Raw genomic sequence first — 21,405 nt, 5'->3', positions numbered from 1 at the left:
CAATCCACGGGACCGAATCGTGAACTCCCGGGGAACGCACTGTGAAACGCGACAGGCAAGCTCTATCCCGTGTTCGACCCCGCCTTTCGCGGGGCCGCGAAACCAGGAGAGTCTCATGCGCCGTCATCTTTCACGCGTCCTGTCCCACACCCTGTTCGTGCTGCTCGCGGCCGCCCCGGCCCTGGCCCAGGGCACGGCCCGTTACGAGGTCTCCATCACCAACCTCACCCGCGGCCAGGTGATCACGCCACCGGTGGTGGTCGCCCACGACGCAGGATTCCAGCTCTTCACCCCCGGCATGCCGGCCCGGGAGGGGCTGCGCCCGCTGGCGGAGGACGGCATGACCGCCGCCCTGACCGCGGAGATCGGCTCCGAGCCCGGCGTGATGGCCGTGGCGGTAGGCGACGGCGTGATTCTCCCCGGCCAGACCCTGGCGGTGGAAGTGGAAACCTCGTCTCCCTGGCCGCAAATCAGCGTGGTGGGCATGCTGGCCAGCAGCAACGACGCCTTCCTCGGCGCCGCCGCCCTGCCGGCCCCACCCCCGGGGATTCGCGGGCTGGGCCTGTCGACGGCCCTGGCCCGCCACACCGCCATCGCCTACGACGCGGGCACGGAAGCCAACACGGAGTCCTGCGAGGAGATCCCCGGTCCGCCCTGCGGCAGCCCCGGCGTGCGCCACGAGGAAGGCGCCGAGGGTTTCATCGCCGTCCACCCGGGGCTTCACGGCGGCGCTGACCTGGATCCGGCCGCCCTGGACTGGAACAACCCCGTGGCGCTGATCCGTATTCGCCGTCTGCCCTGACGCGGTCGCCCGAGGCGGGGAGGAAGGCTAGAATGCCTTTCCCCCCGCCTTGGAGACAGCACAGGAATCGCCATGAGAAAAGTCGCTCTCCGCCTGGCCGCAGCGCTTGCCGCCGGGCTCGTCCTCGTCGCCCTCACCCCGGCCTTCGCAGGCGATGCGCCGGCCGGAATCACGGGCAAGGTCTACGGCCAGGGTGTCTCCAGCGCCGAAACCGTGCCCATCTCCCAGCTCCTGGCCAACCCGGAAAAGTGGCTCGGCAAGACGGTGCGGGTGGAAGGCACGATCACCGGTGTCTGCGAAAAACGCGGCTGCTGGATCACCATCGGCTCCGACAAGGAGTTCCAGGATCTCCGGATCAAGGTCGATGACGGAGTGATCGTCTTTCCCGTCGAGGCCAAGGGTCGCTACGCCGTCGCCGAAGGCGTGTTCACCAAGATCGAGATGAGTCTCGAGCAGACCATCCGCTACAAGAAGCACCACGCCGAGGAGCACGGGGAAGAGTTCGACCCCGCCAGCGTCACCGAACCGTTGGTCTTCTACCAGATCAAGGGTACCGGCGCGGTGATCCGCAACTAGGCTCCCGCCGGCGAACCCGATGAAAAACGAAGACCGGCGCCGCCAAGGCTTCTCTTGGCGGCGCTGGAACAATATCCTGCACCGGGATCTGGGTTATTTCTGCGTGGCCCTGACGATCATCTATGCCGTCTCCGGTATCGCCGTCAATCACGTCCACCAGTGGAACCCCAACTACACCTTCGAGCGGATCACCAGGCCCTTCGATCCGGTTCCCGTCGCCGACCGGGAGACCATGGTCGCCGCCCTGGTCGAGGCCCTGGGCCTGCCCGGCCCCCCGGTGCGATCCTTCCGCCCCGCCCCGGAAACCGTGATGCTGTTCTACGACGGATGGAGCGTGGAAGCCCATGCCGAGGAAGGCCGCGCGGTCATCGAACGTCCCCGCGAGCGCTGGCTGCTGCGGGACATGAACTTCCTCCACCTCAACCACGGCAAGGGCCTGTGGACCTGGTTCGCCGATGCTTACGCCGCCGTCCTGCTGCTGCTGGCGATCACCGGGATGTTCGTCCTGCGGGGCCGCAAGGGCCTGGCCGGCCGCGGCAAGTGGTTCGTCCTGGCCGGGTTCGTGGTGCCGATCGTCTTCCTGCTGTTCCAGCGTTACCTGTAAGACACCGCGCTCCCTGCGGATCCTTCAGCGAGCGGCCGGGGCGGCGCCCCGGTCGCCGAAGGGACGGACGGGCTGCACGAGGAGCTGATCGAGGCTGCGCCAGGCATCGTGGAGTTCCTCCCTCCAGCCGTGGCGCACACGGTCGAGGACCAGGGCCTGGGCGAATCCCGCCACCTCGGGGGTGAAGGCGGCGCTCTCGCCACCCGCCGCCTGCTCGAGAGCTTCGAGCAGGACCGACCGCAGGGCGGGCGCGAGGGTGTAGGCGAAATCCCCGCCGCCGGCGGCGGGGCTCTCGTGACGGGCCCGAAGCAGGGCGTGATAGGCGGTGTAGAGGGCCAGACCCTGCTGCCGCTCGGCAAGGCGCCGTCGCGCGATGGCGGCGGGAGAGAGCATGGCCACCCGGCGAAAACGAGCCGCCGCCGCCCGGGCCGCCAGGCGCCGGCTGTCGGAAGCCCCGGAAGCCTCGAGGGCCCGGGCCAGGAACCCCGCTTCCCGGGCCACGAGTCCGGGCAGCGCTTTCTTCACCCAGGCTTCGGGAGCCGGCGGCTCGGCATCCTCGAAAGTCGGCGGCGCCGGCAGGGCGTCGCCCAGGCAGCGCCTCCAGGCCGCCGCCACCCGGGCGGCGATCGCCACCTCGAGACGGTCGGCGCTGCCTCCCCGCACGGCGCGGGCGAGCAGACTCCCCGGCGGCAAGGGCGCCGGCCCCGGCTCGTCGAGCCGGCAGCTCACATCCGGCCAGAGCCGGGTGAGCGCGGCGATCAGGCGACGCGCCTCCCCGTCGATCCGTTCCGACCGCCCGACCGCCTCCCCGCCGGCGAGCGCCGATCCCACGACGCCCGCCAGCAGCAGAAGCACGGTACGCCTTCCCATCAGGCCCTCCTCTCCCCCGCCGTAGATCCGACGACGATGACGAGGCCCACGAGCAGGAGCAGATCGGCCAGCAGGGGCAGACCCCACAGCCCGTAGAGCTTCCAGCCCCCCAGCAGAATCGCGGGTAGGACGCTGCCGACGACCACCGAGGCGGCGCAAGCCACCCGCGCGATCCAGCGCAGCCCCCCGGCCGCCCCCGACAACCGGTGGAAGACCCAGACCTGGGCCAGGGGCAGGAAGGCGAAGTAGTGCGGCCAGGAGGTGCTGACCACGAAAGGAACCATCGCCAGCAGCAGAGCGGTGGCCAGCACGGGGTCCTTTTCCATCACCCGGCGACGATGGATCAAGGCCAGCGAGGCGGCGACGACAAGGCCCCCCGCCACGGTCAGGGCGATCCCCAGCCGGGGCGCGGCATCGCCCCGCCCGTACAGCCGGCGCAACACCACGTGAGACAGGGCCTGCGAGTTGGGATCGCCGGAGACCCATGACTGGGCCTCCACGGCGGCTTCCGTGAGCTGCCCGTAGAAAGAGAGCAGGGCTCCCGGCCCCATCACCCAGGCGGGGAGGAGAAAGAGGAAGGCCGCGGTGGCAGCGGCCATGACCATCACATGCGACCAGCGCCGCCCGAGCACGAAGGGCAGCGCCAGCAGACCCGTGTAGTACTTCAGCGCCGTCGCCAGGGCGATCAGAACCGCACCCATCCCGCCCCGCACGCCGCGGAAGCCGAGCCCCGCCGCGAGAAAGACCAGCGCCGCCAGGGGCGTGCTCACCTGGCCCCACTTGAAGTTGTGCAGCAGGGGAAAACTCGTCAGTTGCAGCAACGTCAGCATCAGCGCCAGAGAGCGGCGCCCCGTACTCAGCCGAAAGACGAGGACGGGCAGCGCGGCCGAGAGCACCTGGACGAGGGCCCAGAGGCCCATGGCGGTCCCCGGCTCGACCCGCGTCAGGGGCTCGAGCAGCAGGGCCAGCAGCGGCGGGTAGAAATAGCCCGCCACCGGGCCGTGAGCCGTGGCGATCTTCTCCGCCATGGGCATGTAGTGATAGACGAAATCGTAGAAAAGCTGGTCACCATGATCGAAGAAATGCACAAAGCGCCGCCAGCTCCCGAAGAAAACGACGTAGCCGCCCACCACGCTTCCCGCGAGCAGCAGGTGGGCCAGCGTCTCCCGCAGCGGCGTGCCGACGACCCGCCGCCACCTCGCCGTCATCACCCGCCCGCCTTCCGGCCGGCGCGCCCCGCCCCCCTGAGCTCCAGGGCCGTGCGGTAGGCCGCGAGGGTGTCGTCCACCAGCCTCTCCGGCGAGAAGCGCTCCCGCACGCCGGCCGCCAGGCCGGCCGTGACGACAGGCCCCCGTCCCTCGAGGGCCCTGCGCAGCAGGCCCGCCAGGGCATCGACGTCTCCCGGCGGGAAGGTCCAGTCGGCGTCGATGCCCACTTCCCGATGGGCCGGCAGGTCGCTGGCGAGGGTCGGCACCCCCATGGCGAGGGGCTCCTTGAGACCGGCGGGCGACCCCTCGCCGGAGAGGGAAGGGAAGACGTAGAGATCGCAGGCCGCCAGCAGGTCCGCCACGTCGCTGCGCTGGCCGACGAAACGCACCTGCCCGGACAGTCCTTTCCCGCGGACCCGGTCCTCGAGTTCTCGCCGGAGTTCGCCTTCCCCGGCGATCACCAGGCAGAACGGTCCCTGCAAACGGGCGGCCGCCTCGATCAGGCTCGCATGCCCCTTGTGCGCGGCGAGAGCTCCCACGCTGACGATCAAGGTCACACCATCGGCCACACCCAGTTCCCGCCGCACGGCCTGGCGGCTGCGCCGGGGCTCGAGCCTCGCAGGGTCGATGGCCGAGGGCACGACCTGGATCTTCTCCGGCGGCACGCCGTCCCGCTCGAGCTGCCGGGCCACACTCCCCGCCACCGCGACCCACAGGTGCGGCCAACCCCGCTTGCGACGCGCCAGCGGATTCCGGCCCAGGGGGAAGTCCACCCGGCGGTGGGCCACCAGCGCCGCGCGACGACCGCAGGCGAAGGCCGCGTAGGAGATGGCGTGGGGGGTGTGACAGGCCACCACCTGCCAGCCGCCCTCCCGGAGCAGTCGCCGCAGCCCGAGGAGGGCCGCCAGGGACCATTCTCCCCGGAAGGGAAGCTCGCTCCGTGCCAGCCCCTCGAGGGAGCCCAGTCGGCGGGCCAGCGGAGCGTCGGGGGGCGTAACCAGTCCCGTGCGGATCCCGCGACGCATCGATCCTTCCACGACGAACGCCACCTGCCGCTGGCCGCCGCGCAGTTCGCGCCCGGTGTCCAGGTGCAACGTGGCGGGCGCGTCACTCATCGCCACCGCCAGCCGCCGCGCCCAGTGCCGCGAGCACCTGCTCGGCGCGGATCTCCCGCATGCAGCGGTGGTGTTCGAGGGGGCAGCGGGCGTCGCCGTGGGGCGAGCAGGGCTGGCACTCCAGGCCCCGGTGCAACACCGGAAAAGGGCGCCCGTCGGCCACCAGGGCCGGATCGGTCGGTCCGAACAGGGCCACCACCGGACGGCCGAGGCCCCGGGCGATGTGCAGGGGGCCGGAGTCGCCGCAGAGCACCACCCGAGCCTGGGTGAACTCCGCCGCCAGCCGGGCCAGGCCGATGCCACAGCGATCGAGCACTTGCCGGCCGCGCCCTTGCACCAGGCGGGTGATCAGCCCCCGCTCGGCGGGACCGCCGTAGAGTGCCACCTGCACCCCGTCCTCACCGGCCAGCAGGTCCAGCAGCCGGGCCACGTGCTCCTCGGGCCAGCGTTTGGTCGCGTAGTTGGCCCCGGGCGCCACCGCCACCAGCCCCCCGCCGTGCCACCCCGCCCGCCGCAGATCCTCCACCGCGCGCTGGAGCCGGACCGGCCCCACCTCGAGGTGCAGCGGGAGGTCGTCGCCGACGGCACCCAGGGCCTCGAGCAGGGCCAGGGGCCGCCCGGGCAGGGGACGCGCGGGACCCGGACGGGGAACCAGGCGGTTGTAGGCCAGCCACCGCCCGGGACCGGCGAAACCCACACGCACCCGCGCCCGCGACAGCGCGGCGAGAAGGGCCGTGCGCGGCGAGCGGGTGACCCCCAGGAAGAGGTCGGGCTCGAGGGCGGCGATCCGGCGGCCGACGGTGAGCAAACCGGCCCCGCCCCGCTGATCGGCATCCTTGTCGTAGGGGAGACGGAGATCCACCGCCGGGTGATCTTCGAGCACTTCCAGCGCCCGCGGGCGCCCCACCACCGTGATCCGGCACCCCGGCCAGCGCCGACGCAAGGCGTCGAGCAACGGCGTGGTGAAGACCATGTCTCCGATGAACGCGAGTTGGGCGACGACGAGGGTGGCGCCGGAGGCGAACGCCATCTCCGTCGCCGGGGGCGTTGAGGTCAAGGAAAGCTCCTGGGACCCGCCTGCCATCGCTTCCCGGTGCGGAAGGCCACGGGGCCGGCGACGATTATCGCCCATCCACAGTCCCGGCGGCGGTCCGCCGGTCCAGGTTTTCAGGGACAGGCGTCGGCGGCGCTGGCCTTCGGGCGGGGATTGCCGCCGCTGTCGGCGCCGTAGGAACCTTCCCCGGAGGCGTTGCGGGCCACGGCCACGAATTCGCTCTGGTCGCTCAGGCTGGGCAGCACGATGGACAGTCCCGTACCCAGGTCCGCCTCGCAGACCGCCGCCAGGGCGCCACCGAGGGCCGAGCGATAGAGCTTGTAGACATCCACGGGCCCTCCGTCCGGGGGCGCCGACCATTTCAGCTCGAATCCGCCGGGATGTTTGGCCACGGTGAACAGGGCGCCGCCCCCCGAGGGGTCGGAGACCTCGCCGGGGAGGGCCGGTCCCACCGGGTTGCAGGTGTAGGAGGTGGCGTCGACCACCACGTCATCGATGTACCAGCCCTCGTCGCTGACCGAGGAGTCGGTGGCAAAACGCCAGCGGAAGCGCACGTCGCCCCCGGCGAAAGACGCCAGGTCCACCTCGACCTCCTTCCAGCCCCCGGAATCCCCGGACCAGGCCTCGCGCCCGCCCAGGGGCGAGCTGGAGCCGCTGGAAATCGTGTTGTCATAGCCGCCACGAACGATCAGCGGACCCGCATCGACCCAGGTGGTGCCGTCGGTGCTGTACTCCAGCACACCGCCGTCGTAGCCCGACTCGGAGTTGATGCGGTGCTGGAAGATCATCTTCGCTTTCTCCGGCAGGGCGGTGAGCGGGGTCATCAGCAGCACCGAATCGCTGACCGAGGCGATGTCGGAGACGAACCAGCTGGTGGTGGGGCTGGCGGCATCGGCGGTGCTCTGGCCCCAGGGGTTGTTGCCCGAAAGGGTCTGCTGGGTCCAACTCCCCACCCCCGATTCCATGTCGTCCTGGAAGATACCGTTCGTCTGGGCCGTGCCGGTGGGCACCTCGAAGTCGGAACTCCAGCTCCCCGGGTCTTCCACCGCGCTCATGTGTACCGTCAGGGCGATGGGCTGACCGCAGGGGTGATCGCCGGGCACCACCAGGGTGAAGTGGGGCGGATCCGAGCGGCGGGTCTGCCCCTGGGGAATGTCGGGCCAGGTGGCCGAGTCATCGGTGATGCTCACTCCCGTGGTGGTGGTGGTCAACGTCCCCGAGACTCCCGTCGCGTCGAGGGTGCCCGTGTTGCTCTCGTCGACCTGCAACTCGATGGTCTCCCCGGGATCCACCACGCCGTCCCCATTGCCGCCGGGGCCGTCGTTGGCCACGTGACCGGCGTAGAGCAACTTGGGCCGCGGCGTACCACAGACCGTCGCGTCGTAGCCGTCCTGGGTCACCACCCCGGTGCCCGAGGGGTCGAGCCAGTCCCGCAGACGGCTGGCCGCCGTGCCGCCCCCGGTCCAGGACACATCGAACTTGCCGAATTCGTCGTAGGTCAGGCTGGTGCAGGAAGCCGTCCCGCCGTGAAGCTGGCCGACGATGCGGTGATTCTGGTCGAAGAGGGGCGAGCCCGACGAACCCGGCTCGGTGGTGCCGTCTTCCCATTCCGTGACACGCCAGTGATCCGGCCCCCAGTTCGAACCGTCGATCAGCGGATCCAGGTTGCGGGAGATGGACTTCTCGTCGTTGTTCGGATGGTGGATGCACCAGCTCTGGGTCGCCGCCGTGGTGGAGCGGGACCACCCGTTGTAGTAGGCCTGGTACCCCGCCGGCGGTTCGACGTCCATCAGCAGCAGGGTGAAGTCGCTGGCCGAGTAGGTGGCCTTGAGGGTCGAACCGGTCACGGTCTGGTCCGTCGGAGCCGTGCCGGAGTTGCAGCCGGGGCGTTCGAAGTTGAACTGAAAGGTCGTACTCGCCGCCGCCCCGTTGGACGAAAGGCAGTGCGCCGCGGTCAGCACGTAGGGCGTGCATTCGTTGTCGGCGTTGGCAATCAGCGAGCCCGAGCAGTAACCGCTGCCGCCGTCGAGCAGATTGACGACGCCGCGTTTCTCGTCCTGCCAGGCATCTCCCAGGGGACAGTTGACGTCGATGTTGCACGAGCCCGCATCCGGACCCGGCTCTTCAGGACGCCCGAAATCTCCCCAGGGCTTGTATCCGTGGGAAACGGTGCCCAGATGCAGGTTCGGGGAGGTGTCGGCCAGAGCCTTGGGCCAGCGCAACTCCATCACCGCCGTATCCCCCTCGAGGGGCGGAAACCAGAGCTGGCCATGGGAGCGCACGTCGGCCGCCGTGAACGGGCCGAGCGTCTGGCGACCCGCCGCGTCGTAGACCCACAGTTCGCCTCCCTGCTGCAGGCGGTAGGTGCCCAACCCGAGAACGATCCACTTCGCGCCGGCGCTCCGCACCCGCAGGCGCCAGACCCGGGAACCATCGGGAAGGGTCTCCCACGTACCCGCCCGGTCGGGGGCCAGGTCGGCTTTCATCGGGTAGCCCACCCGCAAGGGCTCGTCCTTGCCCCGCAGGGCGTCCTCGGCCAACAGCGCCGCCACGTCCACCGGCGGCATCAGGTGCAACTCGACCCGCTCGAGGGGCGCCATATCGAAAACGCGGGAAGGCGGAAGAACGGGCTGAGCCGCCAGGGCGACGGCCCCCGTCGTCGCGGCGGTGACGAGCAGAGCGAGACCTATGGACCGGAACCAGGGCATGACCATCCTCCAGGGTCCTGCACTTACAGGACCTCCCCCAGGGTGTACATCCAACCCCTGACTCCCGCCAGGAAAATGCCAGACCGGGCGGGGCCGGGCCGCGGCATGCCGCCGTCCGGCCGGGTGGACAGGGCCGGGAGTCTCGCGAAACACTGGGTGGGGCCCATCGGCAAGCGCCCGCGAGGAGACCAGCCATCGTAGATCCAACGCCTTCCAGCCCCGGCTCTTCCAGGCCATGGCGGGTCCTGGTGGACACCGGCGGCACCTTCACCGATGCCCTGGCCCTCGGCCCCGGAGGCGAGGTCCGGCGAACCAAGGTACTGACCTCGGCCTTGCTGCGGGGACGGGTCGAGCGCCACGACGGCGGCGCCTCGATCGCCCTCTCCGGCTCGTGGCCCCGGCACGACGACCTGCTGCGAGGCCTGCGCTTGCGCACCGACCACGGCTACACCGCACGGGTCACCGGGTACCGCGGTGCCGACTCCAGCCTGGAACTGGACCCGGCGCCCGTCGGCCTCCTGCCCCCGGGCACCGTGGTGGAACTGGCCTACGACGGCCCGGCCCCCCTGCTCGCCGCCCACCTGCTCACGGCAACACCCGCCGACGCCCCCTTGCCGCCGATGGACTTGCGGCTGGCCACGACCCTGGCCACCAATGCCCTGCTCACCCGCAACGGCGCACCACCGGTGCTGATCACCGCCCGGGGGCTGGGCGACCTGCCCCGCATCGGCACCCAGGCCCGGGACGACCTCTTCGCCCTTGCGATCCGGCCGCGTCCCACCCTGTACCGGGAAGTGGTGGAGATCCGTGGCCGGCTTTCCGCCCGGGGCCAGCCGCTCGAAGACCTCGACGAAGACGAGATCACCGCGCTGGCCCGCCGCCTGGCCGACGAGGGAGCACCCGTCGCCGTCGCCCTGCCCCACTCCGACCGTTTTCCCGAACACGAACGGCGGGTCGGCGCTATCCTCCGCCGGGCCGGCGTGCGCCACGTTTCCCTCGGCTCGGAGCTGGCGCCCTTCATCGGCCTGCTCGCCCGGACGGATACGGCCCTGGTCAACGCTTATCTCGCGCCGGTGTTCGAGGGTTACGTCGAACGCCTGCGGCAGGCCGTGGGCACGGGAACGACCCTGATGCTCACCAGCGCCGGCAGCCTTACGCCCGCCACCGCGTTTCGTCCCTGCCAGGGTCTGCTCTCGGGTCCGGCAGGAGGCGTGGCGGGCGCCGCCGCGGCGGGGCGCGAGACCGGTGACGGCCCCTGGCTGAGCTTCGACATGGGTGGCACCAGCACCGACGTGGCCCGGCACGACCGGGGTTTTGCATACGTCGCCGAGCACCACGTGGGGGGCGTGGGCCTGCGGGCGCCGGCGCTGGCCATCGAAACGGTCGCCGCCGGCGGCGGATCGATCTGCCGCTTCGACGGACTGCGCCTGACCGTCGGGCCGGAAAGCGCCGGCGCCGATCCCGGTCCGGCCTGCTACGGGGCGGGCGGCCCGCTGACCCTCACCGACGTCAACCTGCTCCTCGGACGGCTCGCCCCGGAACGCTTCGGTATTCCCGTGAACCTGGAGGACGCCCGGCGGCGGGCCGACGCCCTGCTGGAGCGGCTCGAGCAGGCCACTTCCCGCCGGGAAGACCGGGACGCCGTGCTCGAGGGATTGATCGATCTGGCCGACGAGAAGATGGCCGACGCCATCCGGCGCGTCTCGGTTCGCGAGGGCTACGACCCGGCCGATCACGGCCTGGTGGTCTTCGGCGGCGCGGGCCCCCAGCACGGCTTCGGAGTGGCCCGCAAGCTGGGCATCCGCCGGGTGCTGATACCCCGGGACGCCGGACTGCTCTCGGCCCTCGGCCTGGCGGACGCCATGCGGGAAGAGGTGATCGAACAGCAGGTCCTCGAGAACCTCGACAGCGACCTGGAACGGGTGGAACGGGTCTTCGAGCAGGCTGCCCGCCGGGCCGCCGGTCGGCTCGAAGCCCAAGGGGCCGACCCGGCCCGCATCGTCTGCCGGCGTCGCCAGGCGGGGGTGCGCTTCGCGGGACAGGAAGCCACGCTGACGGTGGATGTACCGCCGGGCGGCGACCCCCGCACGATCTTCCACCAGCGCTACCGCGCCGTCTTCGGCCACCTCCCCGGTGAGCGGGAGGCGGAATGGGTCTTCTTGCGGGTGGTGATGGCCGAGCAGACCGCCTCCACCGACGCCTTCGCCGCCGACCCGGCGACGGCGGAGGCGAGCCCGGCACCCCCGGCCCATCAGCGCTGCCGCCTGGACGGCGCCTGGCGCGAGGTTCCACTCTTCGACCGGCGCTCCCTGGCCGTCGGCCGGTCCATCGACGGCCCGGCGCTGATCGTCGAGGCCCACAGCACCACCGTCCTGCCGGGAGGCTGGAGCCTGGCGGTCTCCCCCGCCGGCCACCTGCTGGGGACATGGACGGCCGGGGCCGCCGGCCCGAGCGGCGCCCGGCCCCGGGCCGTGGAGATCGAACTCTTCGCCCGCGCCATCGGGCGCGTGGCCGAGGAGATGGGCGAATCCCTGCGCCGCACGGCGGTGTCGCCCAACATCCGACAGCGCCTCGACTACTCCTGCGCGGTCCTCGATGCCGAGGGCCGGCTGCTGGTCAACGCACCCCATATCCCGGTGCACCTGGGCAGCCTGGGCCTTTGCGCCCGAGCGGTGATGGCGGCCGTCGCTCTCCAGCCGGGCGACACGGTGTTGACCAATCACCCGGCCTTCGGTGGCTCCCACCTTCCCGACCTGACCTTGATCTCGCCGGTGTTCGCCCGCGGCCGGAAACTGGCGGCCCTGGTCGCCAGCCGGGCCCACCACGCCGAGATCGGCGGCCGGCGGCCGGGCTCCATGCCCCCCGACTCCCGCCACCTGGCCGAGGAGGGCGTCGTCCTGCCGCCCGTGTTGCTGATGCGTGGCGGGCGGACCGCCTGGGAGACGGTACGCCGGATCCTGGCCGCCGGCCCCTGGCCCAGCCGGGCCGTCGAGGACAACCTGGCCGACCTGCGGGCGGCCCTGGCCGCCAACCTGGCCGGGGTCCGCGCCATCGAGGCGGTCCTCGCCCAGCGGGGCCCCCGGGGCTTCGAAGACCTGTGCCGGGAACTCCGCGAGCGGGTCGAACGGCGGGTCCGACAGAAGCTGGCCCAGCGCGGCCCGTTCTCGGCCCGCACCGTGGAGATCCTCGACGACGGCTCACGGCTGCCGATCGCCATCGCGTGGGACGGCCACCGCCTGCGGGTGGACTTCCGCGGCGCCGGAGGCGTCGACCGGGGCAACCTCAATGCCACTCCAGCCATCGTCAACAGCGTGGTGCTCTACACGCTGCGCGTGCTGCTCGCCGAGGACCTGCCTCTCAACGAAGGTCTGCTCGGGGTGGCGGAGATCGTCCTCGAAACCGGCCGTCTCGACCCGCCCTTCCCCGACGACCCCCGATCCTGCCCCGCCGTGGTGGGAGGCAACGTGGAAATCAGCCAGCGCCTGGCCTGCGGCCTGCTGCGGGCCCTGGGCCTGGCCGCCTCCAGCCAGGGCACGATGAACAACCTGCTGTTCGGCGACGACCGGCGCAGCTACTACGAGACTCTCGGCGGCGGCGCGGGCGCCGGCCCCGGCTTCGACGGCGCCCACGCGGTACACACCCACATGACCAACACCCGGCTGACCGACCTGGAAATCCTCGAGCAGCGTTTTCCGGTGCGCGTCGAGCGGATGGCCCTGCGTCGCGGATCGGGAGGCGGCGGCCGGTGGCGGGGAGGGGACGGCATGGTGCGGGAACTGCGCTTCCTGGCCCGCCAGGAGCTCTCGGTCCTCGGCGAACACCGCCTCGGCGCCCCCCCTGGCCTGGACGGCGGCGGCGACGGCCAGCCGGGCCGCCTGCGCCTGCTGCGGGCGGACGGCCGCTTGGAAACCTTGCCCCCGGCTGCGGCCCGCACGGTCGAGCCCGGCGACCTGTTGATCCTCGAAACCCCCGGCGGGGGCGGCTGCGGAAAACGACCGGCGTGAAAGCCCCGGCGTCGCGGATCCGTGTGGATCCTCCCCGCCGGTCGAGCCGCCGGTCAGCCGACAGCCAGGAGGTTCTGGAACACGAAGAGCATGCCGAAAGCGAGCCCTCCCGCCGCCACGGGAGTCAGGACCCAGCCCGCGCCGATACCTCCGAGCAGGCGGTAGCGAATGCCGTGACCGCCGCGCAGCAGCCCGATGCCGAGCACCGCCCCCACCACCGCCTGGGTGCTCGACACGGGCACCAGGGGCAAGGCGGGCAGACCGTGACCGACCAGCCAGCTCTCCAGGCCCTGGGAAGAAAACACGAAGAGCACCAGGGCGTTGGCCAGCACCGCCACCAGCGCCGCCTGGGGGTTGAGGGCCAGCAGGCCGCTGCCGACGGTCTCCATCACCCGGCGCGAGTAGGTGGCGACCCCCACGGCGATGGCCAGCGATCCGAGGAAGAAGAGCTGCCGCGCGCCGCCGATTTCCAGGCCGACCACCCGCAAGACGGGCAGGTCGACGGATTCGACGAAGACACCCATCACGTTGGCGATGTTGTTGGCCCCCAGGCTGTAGGCCCCGAAAGCGCCGACGATCACCAGGCCGACACGAGTCAGCAGGTCGATCCGGAACAGATGCAGCCCGAGCACCCCGAAGAGCGAGCGCAGCGCCAGGTAGAGCACCACCGCGACGGCCGCCGCCAGCAACGGACAGGCAAACCAGGTCAGAACGATCTTCACCAGCACGGCCGTATCCGTCGGCTCGCCGGCGAAGAGGTTCCAGCCGACGATCGCCCCGACGATGGCCTGGGAGGTGGAAACGGGCAGGGAGAGCCGGGACATCCAGAACACGGTGACCGCCGCGGCCAGCGCTACCAGGAAGGCCCCGGACAGGGCGTCCACCGCACCCAGGGCGCCCAGGGTGCCCGTGGCCCCCGCGCCTCCCACCGTGGCCCCGATCACGACGAAAACACCGCAGATCAGCGCCGCGGTACGGAAGCGGATCATTCGCGCCCCCACCGCCGTACCGAAGACATTGGCCGCGTCGTTGGCCCCCAGCGACCAGCCGAGGAAGAGACCGCTCGAAAGAAAAAAGAGGACGGACACCGCCTCAGACGCTCCGCTTGACGGCATAGATCGCGATGCGATCGGCCACCGACTCCGCCCGGTCGGAAACCCGCGCCAGCCGCTCGACGAAACCCGCCAGGTGCAGTTTGACGGCCAACTCCAGGCTCGAGGCGAAAATCCGCCGGCGCAGCCGGAGAGAGATCTGGTCCGATTCCTTCTCGTAGAAGTACACCTTGTGCAGGTGATCCTTGACCGCCCCCACGTCGCGGAAGAAGGCCCGGGCGGCAAGGACCAGGGCTTCCACGCTGGCCGCCCCGGCCCGGGCCAGCTCGGTGAAATCCGCACGCTCGGCATCGTCGATCCGGGGGCGCTCCACGTCCAGGTGGGCCAGGGCCGAGTAGGCCTCGTCGATCACGTCGTCGGAGGATTCGAGCAGACCCAGCACGTCGCCCCGCTGATCGGGAATCAGCGCATGGGAATAGAGCTGGTTCTCCACCTCCCGGCGCAGCACGTCGGCCCGCTGCTCGGCCCCGCGCACCGCCTCGAGATCGGCGGCGAAGGCCTGCTCCTCACCGGCCAGGTAGTGTCCGACACCCCTGGCGAAGATCAGCGCGCCCTCGCTGACCGCATCGAAGAACTCGTCCACCCGCATCTCGAGCCGCCGTGTCTTGCCGAAGAGGATCATCGGCCCGCCTCACTTTCTTCGTTCACCGCGACGGCCAGCATCTCGAGGGCCCGACGGTAGCCGTCCACCCCCCGGCCCTCTACGTAGCCGCGGCATACCGGGCGGATCACGCTCACCCGACGCCAGGGTTCCCGCTGACTGATGCGGGAAAGATGCACCTCGATGACCGGACGCTGAAAATCGAGCAAGGCGTCGTGCAGGGCGTAGCTGGTGTGGGTCAGGGCTCCCAGGTTGACCAGCGCGCCGACAGCCCACGCCACGGCGCGTTGCAGTTCATCGATCAACGCTCCCTCGCAATTCGACTGGAAGGCCCTCAGTCGCCAGCCGCGCTCGGCGGCCCATGCGGTGACCTGCTGCTCCAGCTCGGCGAGGGTGATGCGCGGATAGATCCCCGGATCACGCCGGCCGAGAGCGTTGAGATTCGGGCCGTGAAGCAGGAGGATCTCGTTCATCTCCAGTCTCCCAGCGCCGCCCGGACGGTCTCTCCATCGACCACCGCACGGCGCACCTCCCCGACCGCCTCGGGGAGGATCCACAGGTTTTCACCACCCCGTCGTTTCTTGTCCTGCCCCAGCGCGGCGACCAGGGCCTCCGTCTCCCCCCGCGCCCACTCCGGCAGCCGGGCCGGCAGGCCGAGAGCCTCGAGCAGGGCGGCGATGCGCGCAGCGAGTGCTCCTTTGCCGGCCAGGCGCGCGGCAAAGACCAGGCCCACCGCGACGGCCTGTCCGTGACCGAACGCGACATCCCGCGCCCGGGCCAGGGACTCGAGGGCATGCCCCAGGGTGTGGCCCAGGTTGAGCACATGGCGGCGACCGGCTTCGTGCAGGTCCTGGCCGACGACCTCCAGCTTGACCGCGGCGGCGGCCGCCATCACCTCTTCGAGCCAGTCGAGACGGCCGCAGAGGAGGGCTTCCGCCCGGTCCTCGAGCAGGGTCAACAGCCGCGGATCGCCGATCAGGGCGCTCTTCACCGCCTCCGCCAGACCTTCCCGAAGCTGGTCCACGGGCAGGGAGAGCAGGTAGAGGGGATCGATCTGGACCGACGCGGGCAGGCGAATCGTACCCACCGCGTTCTTCGTTCCCTCGAGGTTGATGCCGTTCTTGCCTCCCAGGGCCGCGTCGAGCTGAGCCAGCAGGGTCGTGGGAAACAGGTGCAGTTCCAGGCCCCGCTTGTAGGTGTGGGCCACCAGGCCGCCGAGATCGCTGATCGTGCCGCCCCCGACGACCCAGAAGGGGCGATCCTTGTCCACTCCCGCCCGGTGCAACTCGCGCCAGGCCTCGAGCAGACCCTGGGGAGTCTTGCATCCCTCGCCGCCCCGTCGGGAGATCCGCAGCACCGTCCCCCCCGCGGCGGCTTCGAGCCGCGAAAGAGCGCGCCGATGGCCGGCCGGCAGATCCGCGTCGACCAGCAGCACCGCGCCGGAAGGCGCCGCGACCCGGCACAGACCGCGGCCGATCCAGACCCCCGGTCCCGCCTCCCGCGGCGTCAGGCTCCAGGGTCCTTCGGAGGGATCGTAGAGGGCGCGCAACAGGTCCAGGGCCACATCCGCGGGAACCATGCCCGTGGTATCGATACGCAGGGCGGCGCGCCCGTAGCCCGGTGCCCGGCGCCGGAGCAACGGGTCGAGGCGCGCGCGCGGATCGGCGGCGTCGGCCAACAGGGGCCGGGCGCGAAGCTCCTCCGGGGTCAAGCGGGCCAGCAGGGTTTCCACGTCGGCGTCGAGATGGACGAGGGTCGCCACCTGCTCGAGGGCGTCGGCGGTCGCCGGATCTTCCAGGGTGCCGCCCCCCAGGGCCAGCACGCCCCCCGACGCGGCGTTCTCCGCCAGCCAGGCGCGGGCGGCCCGGCTCTCGGCCCGGCGAAAGACCGCCTCGCCCCGGGCGAAGAGAGTCGGCACGTCGGCACCCTCCCGGCGGCAGATCTCGGCGTCGAGATCGGCCCACGCCACGCCGAGCCAGCCAGCGAGGATCCGCCCGACGGTGCTCTTGCCCGCCCCCATCGGCCCGGCCAGCACCAGGGGTCGCGGTATCCGGCTCATCGGTCCTTCCAGCGGGGCAGCCGCCGCCGGTAGGCCGCCAGCGCCGCCTGCAGGTCGTCCATGCACTCGCCGCCGAATTTCTCGAGCAGGGCATCGGCCAGGACCAGCCCCATCACCGCCTCGGCCACCACTCCGGCGGCCGGAAGCACGGCCACGTCGCTGCGCACGTAGCGTCCCTCCACCACCTTCCCCGAGTCCAGGTCCACCGTGGACAGGGCCCGGCGCTGAGTGGGGATCGGCTTGAGAGTCAGCCGGACCACCACCGGCTCGCCGTTGCTCACACCACCCTCGAGGCCCCCCGCCCGGTTGGTGACCCGTCCGAGCCCCTCGCCCCGACGGACGATCACGTCCTGGGCCTGACGGCCGAAGGCCCGGCTGGCCTCGCGGGCCTGGCCGATCTCCACGCCCTTGACCGACTGGATTGCCATCAGCCCCTGGGCCAGCCGCCCGTCCAGGCGGCGATCCCACTGGCTGTAGGCTCCCAACCCCGGGGGCAGCCCCCAGGCGATCACCTCCACCCGGCCTCCCAGACTCTCGCCCCGCTCGCGGGCCTGGTCGATGCATTCGACCATGCGCCGACCCGTCGGGGCGTGGCAGCAGCCCACCGGCGAGCGCGAGCGCGCCCGGGCGATGCGCTCCGGTCCCCAGTCCTCGGGCAGCGGCGGCGCCTCCACCTCGCCCAGGGCGATCACATGGGCGGTGATGGACACGCCGAGCACCTCGAGCAGGTGACAGGCTGCCGCGCCCAGGGCGGTACGCATGGCCGTCTCCCGGGCGCTGGACCGTTCGATCACGGGATTGATGTCGTCGAAGCCGTACTTGAGCACCCCCGCCAGGTCGGCATGCCCGGGCCGCGGAGTGGTCTTGCGGCGCTGGGTACGACCCTGACGGTTGGACCGGTTGGTGATCAGCAGGGCCAGGGGCGCGCCGGTGGTGCGCCCTTTCCAGACGCCGCCGACGATCTGCGCCCGGTCGGTCTCCAGGCTCATTCTCTTGCCCCGCCCGTAACCTCCCTGGCGCCGACGCAAACGGGGCTGCAGATGCTTTTCGGCCAGTTCCAGCCCCGCGGGCAAGCCCTCGAGAACACCCACCAGCAGCGGTCCGTGGGATTCGCCCGCCGTGACGTATCGTAGTCCGCCCATCGCCTCGCCTTCTCCATCGCGGATCCGCTCTCGGTCACCGCCAGCCTAACGCATCGATCGCCACGGGTGCAGCCTCCGCAATGCGGGACCGGGCCCGGGAGGTATAGAATCGGCCTTCGCCACCCGGGCGGCCTCCCACCCCGCGCCCGCACCCGTCGCGATCCCTTCCCCTAGGGATCGGTCCCGATGAGGAGTCTTGTCAATGCCCGACTTCGTCTACCAGGAGCCCTTCCCACTGGCCGGAGACGACACCCCGTACCGCCTGTTGACCGACGAATTCGTTTCCACCGGAGAGTTCGCGGGCCGGAAGATCCTCATCGTCGAACCCGAAGCCCTGACCCGGCTCGCCCGCCAGGCCTTCCGCGACGTGGCCTTCATGCTGCGCCCCCGGCACCTCGAGGCGGTGGCGGCGATCCTCGACGATCCCCAGGCGAGCCCCAACGACCGGGGCGTGGCCCTGGCCCTGCTCGAAAACGCGGCCGTGTCGGCCGGGGGAGTCTTGCCCCTGTGCCAGGACACGGGCACGGCCACCATCGTGGCCAAAAAGGGCCAGCAGGTCTGGACCGGAGCCAACGACGCCGAGTACCTCTCCCGGGGAGTGTACGAGACCTACACCCGGGAGAACCTGCGCTACTCCCAGACGATTCCCCTGACGATGTACGAAGAGAAGAACTCGGGCACCAACCTGCCGGCCCAGATCGACATCTACGCCACCGCCGGCGAGAAGTACGAGTTCCTCTTCCTGGCCAAGGGCGGGGGCTCGGCCAACAAGACCTACCTCTACCAGGAGACCAAGGCGCTGCTCGATCCCGAAAGCCTGCTGCGCTTCCTCTCCGAAAAGATGCGTACCCTCGGCACGGCGGCCTGCCCTCCGTATCACCTGGCCTTCGTCATCGGCGGCACCTCGGCGGAGGCCAATCTCAAGACGGTCAAGCTGGCCAGCGCCAAGGCCCTCGACGCCCTGCCCACCTCCGGCAACGAACACGGCCGCGCCTTCCGCGACCTCGAGCTGGAGGCCAAGCTGCTCGAGGCCGCCCGGGCCTGCGGCATCGGCGCCCAGTTCGGAGGCCGGTACTTCGCCCTCGACGTGCGGGTCGTTCGCCTCCCCCGCCACGGCGCTTCCTGCCCGGTGGGCATGGGGGTGTCGTGCTCGGCGGATCGCAACATCAAGGCCCGCATCGATGAAAAGGGGCTGTGGATCGAGCAGCTCGAGACCCGACCCGAGCGCCTGATCCCCGAAAAATACCGGGGCCGGGTCGATGGACACCGGGCCGTGCGCATCGATCTGAACCGGGAAATGAAGGAGATCCTCGCGGAACTCTCCCAGTACCCGGTGGCCACCGCCCTGTTGCTGACCGGCACCCTGATCGTGGCCCGGGACATCGCTCATGCCCGGCTCAAGCAGCGCCTCGAACGGGGCGAAGACCTGCCTGAATATTTCAAACGACATCCCGTCTACTACGCGGGCCCGGCCAAGACTCCCGCGGGCCTGCCTTCGGGCTCCTTCGGCCCGACCACCGCGGGCCGGATGGACCCCTACGTGGACCTTTTCCAGTCCCATGGAGGTTCGATGATCATGATCGCCAAGGGGAACCGCTCGCGGCAGGTGACCGAGGCCTGCCGCAAGCACGGCGGTTTCTACCTTGGTTCGATCGGGGGACCGGCGGCCCTGCTGGCCCGGGAAAACATCCGCAAGGTCGAATGCATCGACTTCGAAGAGCTGGGGATGGAAGCGGTGTGGAAGATCGAAGTGGAAGATTTCCCGGCCTTCATCCTGGTCGACGACAAGGGCCACGACTTCTTCGCGCAGCTCCCCGCTCTCGATGGCTAGCGCGAAGTCGCTCGTGCCGGCGGCGCTGCTGCTGACCGCCGCCGCCTGCGGGCCGGCACCCCCGCCGACGCCGTCTCACCCCGCCCTGGACGCGGTGAGCTGGACTCAACTCTCGGCGGAACGGGAAGCCCTCGTGAGAGGGATCTATACGTCGGCCACCCGGGCGCTCGACGTCGCTCTCGGGGAGCATCGCCCGGCCGGGGACGCACGCCCTCCTGCGGTGGTGCTCGACGTGGACGAAACCGTCCTCGACAACGCCCCGTTCGAAGCGGCGCTGCTGAAGAGCGGCGCCCCCTTCGACCCGGCACTGTGGAACCGCTGGGTCGACGCCGCGCGGGCCGAACCCCTGCCCGGCGCCATCGGCTTCCTCGCTCATTGCCGCGACGCGGGCGTGACGACCTTTTTCATCACCAACCGGCGGGCCGACCAGGAAGAGGCCACCCGTCGCAACCTCGAGCGCCTGGGCATCCCGGTGCTCGACGAGCCGGACGGCCTGCTGATGCGGGAGGAAAAGCCCGAATGGGGACGGGACAAGGCGAGCCGCCGGGCCCAGGTCGCCCGCACGCACCACATCGTGCTGTTGATCGGCGACGACCTGGGCGATTTCCTCCCCAACGTCACCGATGCGGGTGTCGACACGGCCCGGCGCCGCGAACGGGTGGCCGAACACGCCCAGCTCTGGGGCCATCGGTGGTTCGTGCTGCCCAATCCCCTCTACGGATCCTGGAAGGGCGCGCTCTGGGGATTTGCCCGGGGGTTGAGCGAAGAGGAGCGCCGCCGCGCCCAGTTCGACGCGCTCCACGGCGACACGGGCGCCCCCCCCGCCGAGTGAGGCCCGACTCAAGCCCGGGCTGAAGGGTCCAGGTGCACGTCCAGCTGCGGGTAGGGAATCGCTATCGAAGCCTCGTCGAGGGCCATCTTGACCGCCCGCACCAGGGCGTCGCGTACGGCCCAGTATTCCGGCGTCTTGCACCAGACCCGCACCGACCAGTCCACCGAACTGGCACCGAGATCCGTCAGGACCACCTGGATCGGCCGGCTCCGGTCGACGCCCGGAACCTTCTCCGCCGCGGCCAGCAGTACCGCCCGCGTGCGATCGATGTCGGCGCCGTAGTCCGCGCCGACGTTCACATCCACACGTCGACTGTCGTGGAAAGTGATGTTCTCGATGGTCGCGCCGAACACCGCGCCGTTGGGCAACACCAGGCGGCGGTTGTCGGGCGTGTCGAGACTGACGGTGAAGATGCCGATCTCGTGCACCGAGCCGGTCACGCCGGCCACGGAAACCACGTCACCGACCTTGAACGGCCTGAAGACCAGGAGCATCACGCCGCTGGCGAAGTTGCCCAGGGTCCCCTGAAAGGCCATACCGACGGCAAATCCCGTCGCCGCGAGCACCGCCGCGAAACTCGTGGTCTCGACGCCGAACAGACCCAGCCCGGCGAGAACGACCAGCAGCATCACCAGCCAGCGGATCAATTTGCCGGTGAAGCGGGTCAGGGTGATATCCACTTCGGCCCGGGCCATCCCCCGGCTGACCACGCGGCCGCTCCAGCCGGCGACGATCCAGCCCACGATGAGCAACACCACGACGCCCACGACCCGCACCCCGTAGGTCGTCAGCAAGGGCATCAGGCCCGATCCCGGAAATTCCAGGCTCTCCATCGGCGTACCTCCCTGCCATCAGTGAGCCGCCGACCCGCAAACAGGCATCGAGAG

The 21,405-nt window shown here is 70.8% G+C and carries 17 protein-coding genes; 6 read left to right on the top strand and 11 right to left on the bottom strand.

The features are described 5' to 3' along the window. Nucleotides 1-115 precede the first annotated feature (115 nt). The 3 genes from Q9Q40_11810 (at nucleotide 116) to Q9Q40_11800 (ending at nucleotide 1,982) form a co-directional block, all read left to right on the top strand. On the top strand, nucleotides 116-802 hold the full coding sequence (locus Q9Q40_11810) for a spondin domain-containing protein (protein ID MDQ7007907.1): 687 nt from the start codon (nucleotides 116-118) through the stop codon (nucleotides 800-802). A gap of 72 nt (nucleotides 803-874) precedes the next feature. After that, entirely contained in the window at nucleotides 875-1,378 is a 504-nt protein-coding gene (locus Q9Q40_11805; GenBank protein MDQ7007906.1) for a DUF4920 domain-containing protein, read from the top strand. A gap of 19 nt (nucleotides 1,379-1,397) precedes the next feature. Next, nucleotides 1,398-1,982: a PepSY-associated TM helix domain-containing protein gene (locus tag Q9Q40_11800; protein ID MDQ7007905.1), complete on the top strand. Its 585-nt coding sequence runs from the start codon at nucleotides 1,398-1,400 to the stop codon at nucleotides 1,980-1,982. Nucleotides 1,983-2,006: 24 nt separating this feature from the next. Here the strand turns inward: Q9Q40_11800 and Q9Q40_11795 are convergent, their stop codons facing one another. The 5 genes from Q9Q40_11795 to Q9Q40_11775 form a co-directional block, all read right to left on the bottom strand. Then, nucleotides 2,007-2,852: a hypothetical protein gene (locus tag Q9Q40_11795; GenBank protein MDQ7007904.1), complete on the bottom strand. Its 846-nt coding sequence runs from the start codon at nucleotides 2,850-2,852 to the stop codon at nucleotides 2,007-2,009. Then, nucleotides 2,852-4,060, bottom strand: a complete 1,209-nt coding sequence (locus Q9Q40_11790; GenBank protein MDQ7007903.1) for a glycosyltransferase family 87 protein — start codon at nucleotides 4,058-4,060, stop codon at nucleotides 2,852-2,854. The genes Q9Q40_11795 and Q9Q40_11790 overlap by 1 nt, the downstream gene beginning before the upstream one ends. Then, entirely contained in the window at nucleotides 4,060-5,175 is a 1,116-nt protein-coding gene (locus Q9Q40_11785; GenBank protein ID MDQ7007902.1) for a glycosyltransferase, read from the bottom strand. The genes Q9Q40_11790 and Q9Q40_11785 overlap by 1 nt, the downstream gene beginning before the upstream one ends. Further along, entirely contained in the window at nucleotides 5,168-6,232 is a 1,065-nt protein-coding gene (locus tag Q9Q40_11780) for a glycosyltransferase family 9 protein (protein MDQ7007901.1), read from the bottom strand. The genes Q9Q40_11785 and Q9Q40_11780 overlap by 8 nt, the downstream gene beginning before the upstream one ends. A gap of 110 nt (nucleotides 6,233-6,342) precedes the next feature. After that, a complete protein-coding gene (locus Q9Q40_11775) occupies nucleotides 6,343-8,937 on the bottom strand; it encodes a trypsin-like peptidase domain-containing protein (GenBank protein MDQ7007900.1) in 2,595 nt (864 codons plus the stop codon). A 248-nt stretch (nucleotides 8,938-9,185) separates the two neighbouring features. Here Q9Q40_11775 and Q9Q40_11770 point away from each other — a divergent pair, with 248 nt between their 5' ends. Further along, entirely contained in the window at nucleotides 9,186-12,941 is a 3,756-nt protein-coding gene (locus tag Q9Q40_11770; protein ID MDQ7007899.1) for a hydantoinase B/oxoprolinase family protein, read from the top strand. 53 nt (nucleotides 12,942-12,994) lie between these two features. Here Q9Q40_11770 and Q9Q40_11765 read toward each other — a convergent pair whose 3' ends face one another. From Q9Q40_11765 to aroC, 5 genes are read right to left on the bottom strand one after another with little or no spacing between them, the layout of a single operon-like run. Beyond that, complete coding sequence (locus Q9Q40_11765; GenBank protein ID MDQ7007898.1) at nucleotides 12,995-14,029, bottom strand: anion permease; 1,035 nt, start codon at nucleotides 14,027-14,029, stop codon at nucleotides 12,995-12,997. Between the two features lie 4 nt (nucleotides 14,030-14,033). After that, nucleotides 14,034-14,675, bottom strand: a complete 642-nt coding sequence (locus tag Q9Q40_11760) for a DUF47 family protein (protein ID MDQ7007897.1) — start codon at nucleotides 14,673-14,675, stop codon at nucleotides 14,034-14,036. Further along, a complete protein-coding gene (locus Q9Q40_11755; protein MDQ7007896.1) occupies nucleotides 14,672-15,127 on the bottom strand; it encodes a type II 3-dehydroquinate dehydratase in 456 nt (151 codons plus the stop codon). The genes Q9Q40_11760 and Q9Q40_11755 overlap by 4 nt, the downstream gene beginning before the upstream one ends. Next, a complete protein-coding gene (locus Q9Q40_11750; protein ID MDQ7007895.1) occupies nucleotides 15,124-16,713 on the bottom strand; it encodes a bifunctional shikimate kinase/3-dehydroquinate synthase in 1,590 nt (529 codons plus the stop codon). The genes Q9Q40_11755 and Q9Q40_11750 overlap by 4 nt, the downstream gene beginning before the upstream one ends. Further along, nucleotides 16,710-17,855, bottom strand: a complete 1,146-nt coding sequence (gene aroC / locus Q9Q40_11745) for a chorismate synthase (GenBank protein MDQ7007894.1) — start codon at nucleotides 17,853-17,855, stop codon at nucleotides 16,710-16,712. Before aroC ends, Q9Q40_11750 begins: the two co-directional genes overlap by 4 nt. A gap of 196 nt (nucleotides 17,856-18,051) precedes the next feature. Between aroC and Q9Q40_11740 the strand changes: the two genes are divergently transcribed. Both Q9Q40_11740 and Q9Q40_11735 read left to right on the top strand, forming a co-directional pair. Continuing rightward, nucleotides 18,052-19,686, top strand: a complete 1,635-nt coding sequence (locus Q9Q40_11740; protein MDQ7007893.1) for a fumarate hydratase — start codon at nucleotides 18,052-18,054, stop codon at nucleotides 19,684-19,686. Beyond that, the gene (locus Q9Q40_11735; GenBank protein ID MDQ7007892.1) at nucleotides 19,679-20,518 is read left to right on the top strand and encodes an HAD family acid phosphatase; all 840 of its coding nucleotides are present in this window, start codon (nucleotides 19,679-19,681) and stop codon (nucleotides 20,516-20,518) included. Before Q9Q40_11740 ends, Q9Q40_11735 begins: the two co-directional genes overlap by 8 nt. An 8-nt stretch (nucleotides 20,519-20,526) precedes the next feature. Here Q9Q40_11735 and Q9Q40_11730 read toward each other — a convergent pair whose 3' ends face one another. Continuing rightward, on the bottom strand, nucleotides 20,527-21,351 hold the full coding sequence (locus Q9Q40_11730) for a mechanosensitive ion channel family protein (GenBank protein ID MDQ7007891.1): 825 nt from the start codon (nucleotides 21,349-21,351) through the stop codon (nucleotides 20,527-20,529). Nucleotides 21,352-21,405: the final 54 nt, after the last annotated feature.

The sequence above is a fragment of the Acidobacteriota bacterium genome (genome assembly GCA_030949985.1).
Classification (GTDB): Bacteria; Acidobacteriota; Polarisedimenticolia; order J045; family J045; genus JALTMS01.
This window is presented reverse-complemented; position numbering and strand designations above follow the sequence as displayed.

Excerpts from the sequence above, each read along its gene's own strand:
- Q9Q40_11735 (MDQ7007892.1), top strand. The coding sequence starts at position 19,679 with ATGGCTAGCGCGAAGTCGCTCGTGCCGGCGGCGCTGCTGCTGACCGCC.
- Q9Q40_11800 (MDQ7007905.1), top strand. The coding sequence starts at position 1,398 with ATGAAAAACGAAGACCGGCGCCGCCAAGGCTTCTCTTGGCGGCGCTGG.
- Q9Q40_11750 (MDQ7007895.1), bottom strand. The coding sequence starts at position 16,713 with ATGAGCCGGATACCGCGACCCCTGGTGCTGGCCGGGCCGATGGGGGCG.
- Q9Q40_11790 (MDQ7007903.1), bottom strand. The coding sequence starts at position 4,060 with ATGACGGCGAGGTGGCGGCGGGTCGTCGGCACGCCGCTGCGGGAGACG.
- aroC (MDQ7007894.1), bottom strand. The coding sequence starts at position 17,855 with ATGGGCGGACTACGATACGTCACGGCGGGCGAATCCCACGGACCGCTG.
- Q9Q40_11805 (MDQ7007906.1), top strand. The coding sequence starts at position 875 with ATGAGAAAAGTCGCTCTCCGCCTGGCCGCAGCGCTTGCCGCCGGGCTC.
- Q9Q40_11810 (MDQ7007907.1), top strand. The coding sequence starts at position 116 with ATGCGCCGTCATCTTTCACGCGTCCTGTCCCACACCCTGTTCGTGCTG.
- Q9Q40_11730 (MDQ7007891.1), bottom strand. The coding sequence starts at position 21,351 with ATGGAGAGCCTGGAATTTCCGGGATCGGGCCTGATGCCCTTGCTGACG.
- Q9Q40_11795 (MDQ7007904.1), bottom strand. The coding sequence starts at position 2,852 with ATGGGAAGGCGTACCGTGCTTCTGCTGCTGGCGGGCGTCGTGGGATCG.
- Q9Q40_11785 (MDQ7007902.1), bottom strand. The coding sequence starts at position 5,175 with ATGAGTGACGCGCCCGCCACGTTGCACCTGGACACCGGGCGCGAACTG.
- Q9Q40_11755 (MDQ7007896.1), bottom strand. The coding sequence starts at position 15,127 with ATGAACGAGATCCTCCTGCTTCACGGCCCGAATCTCAACGCTCTCGGC.
- Q9Q40_11775 (MDQ7007900.1), bottom strand. The coding sequence starts at position 8,937 with ATGCCCTGGTTCCGGTCCATAGGTCTCGCTCTGCTCGTCACCGCCGCG.
- Q9Q40_11760 (MDQ7007897.1), bottom strand. The coding sequence starts at position 14,675 with ATGATCCTCTTCGGCAAGACACGGCGGCTCGAGATGCGGGTGGACGAG.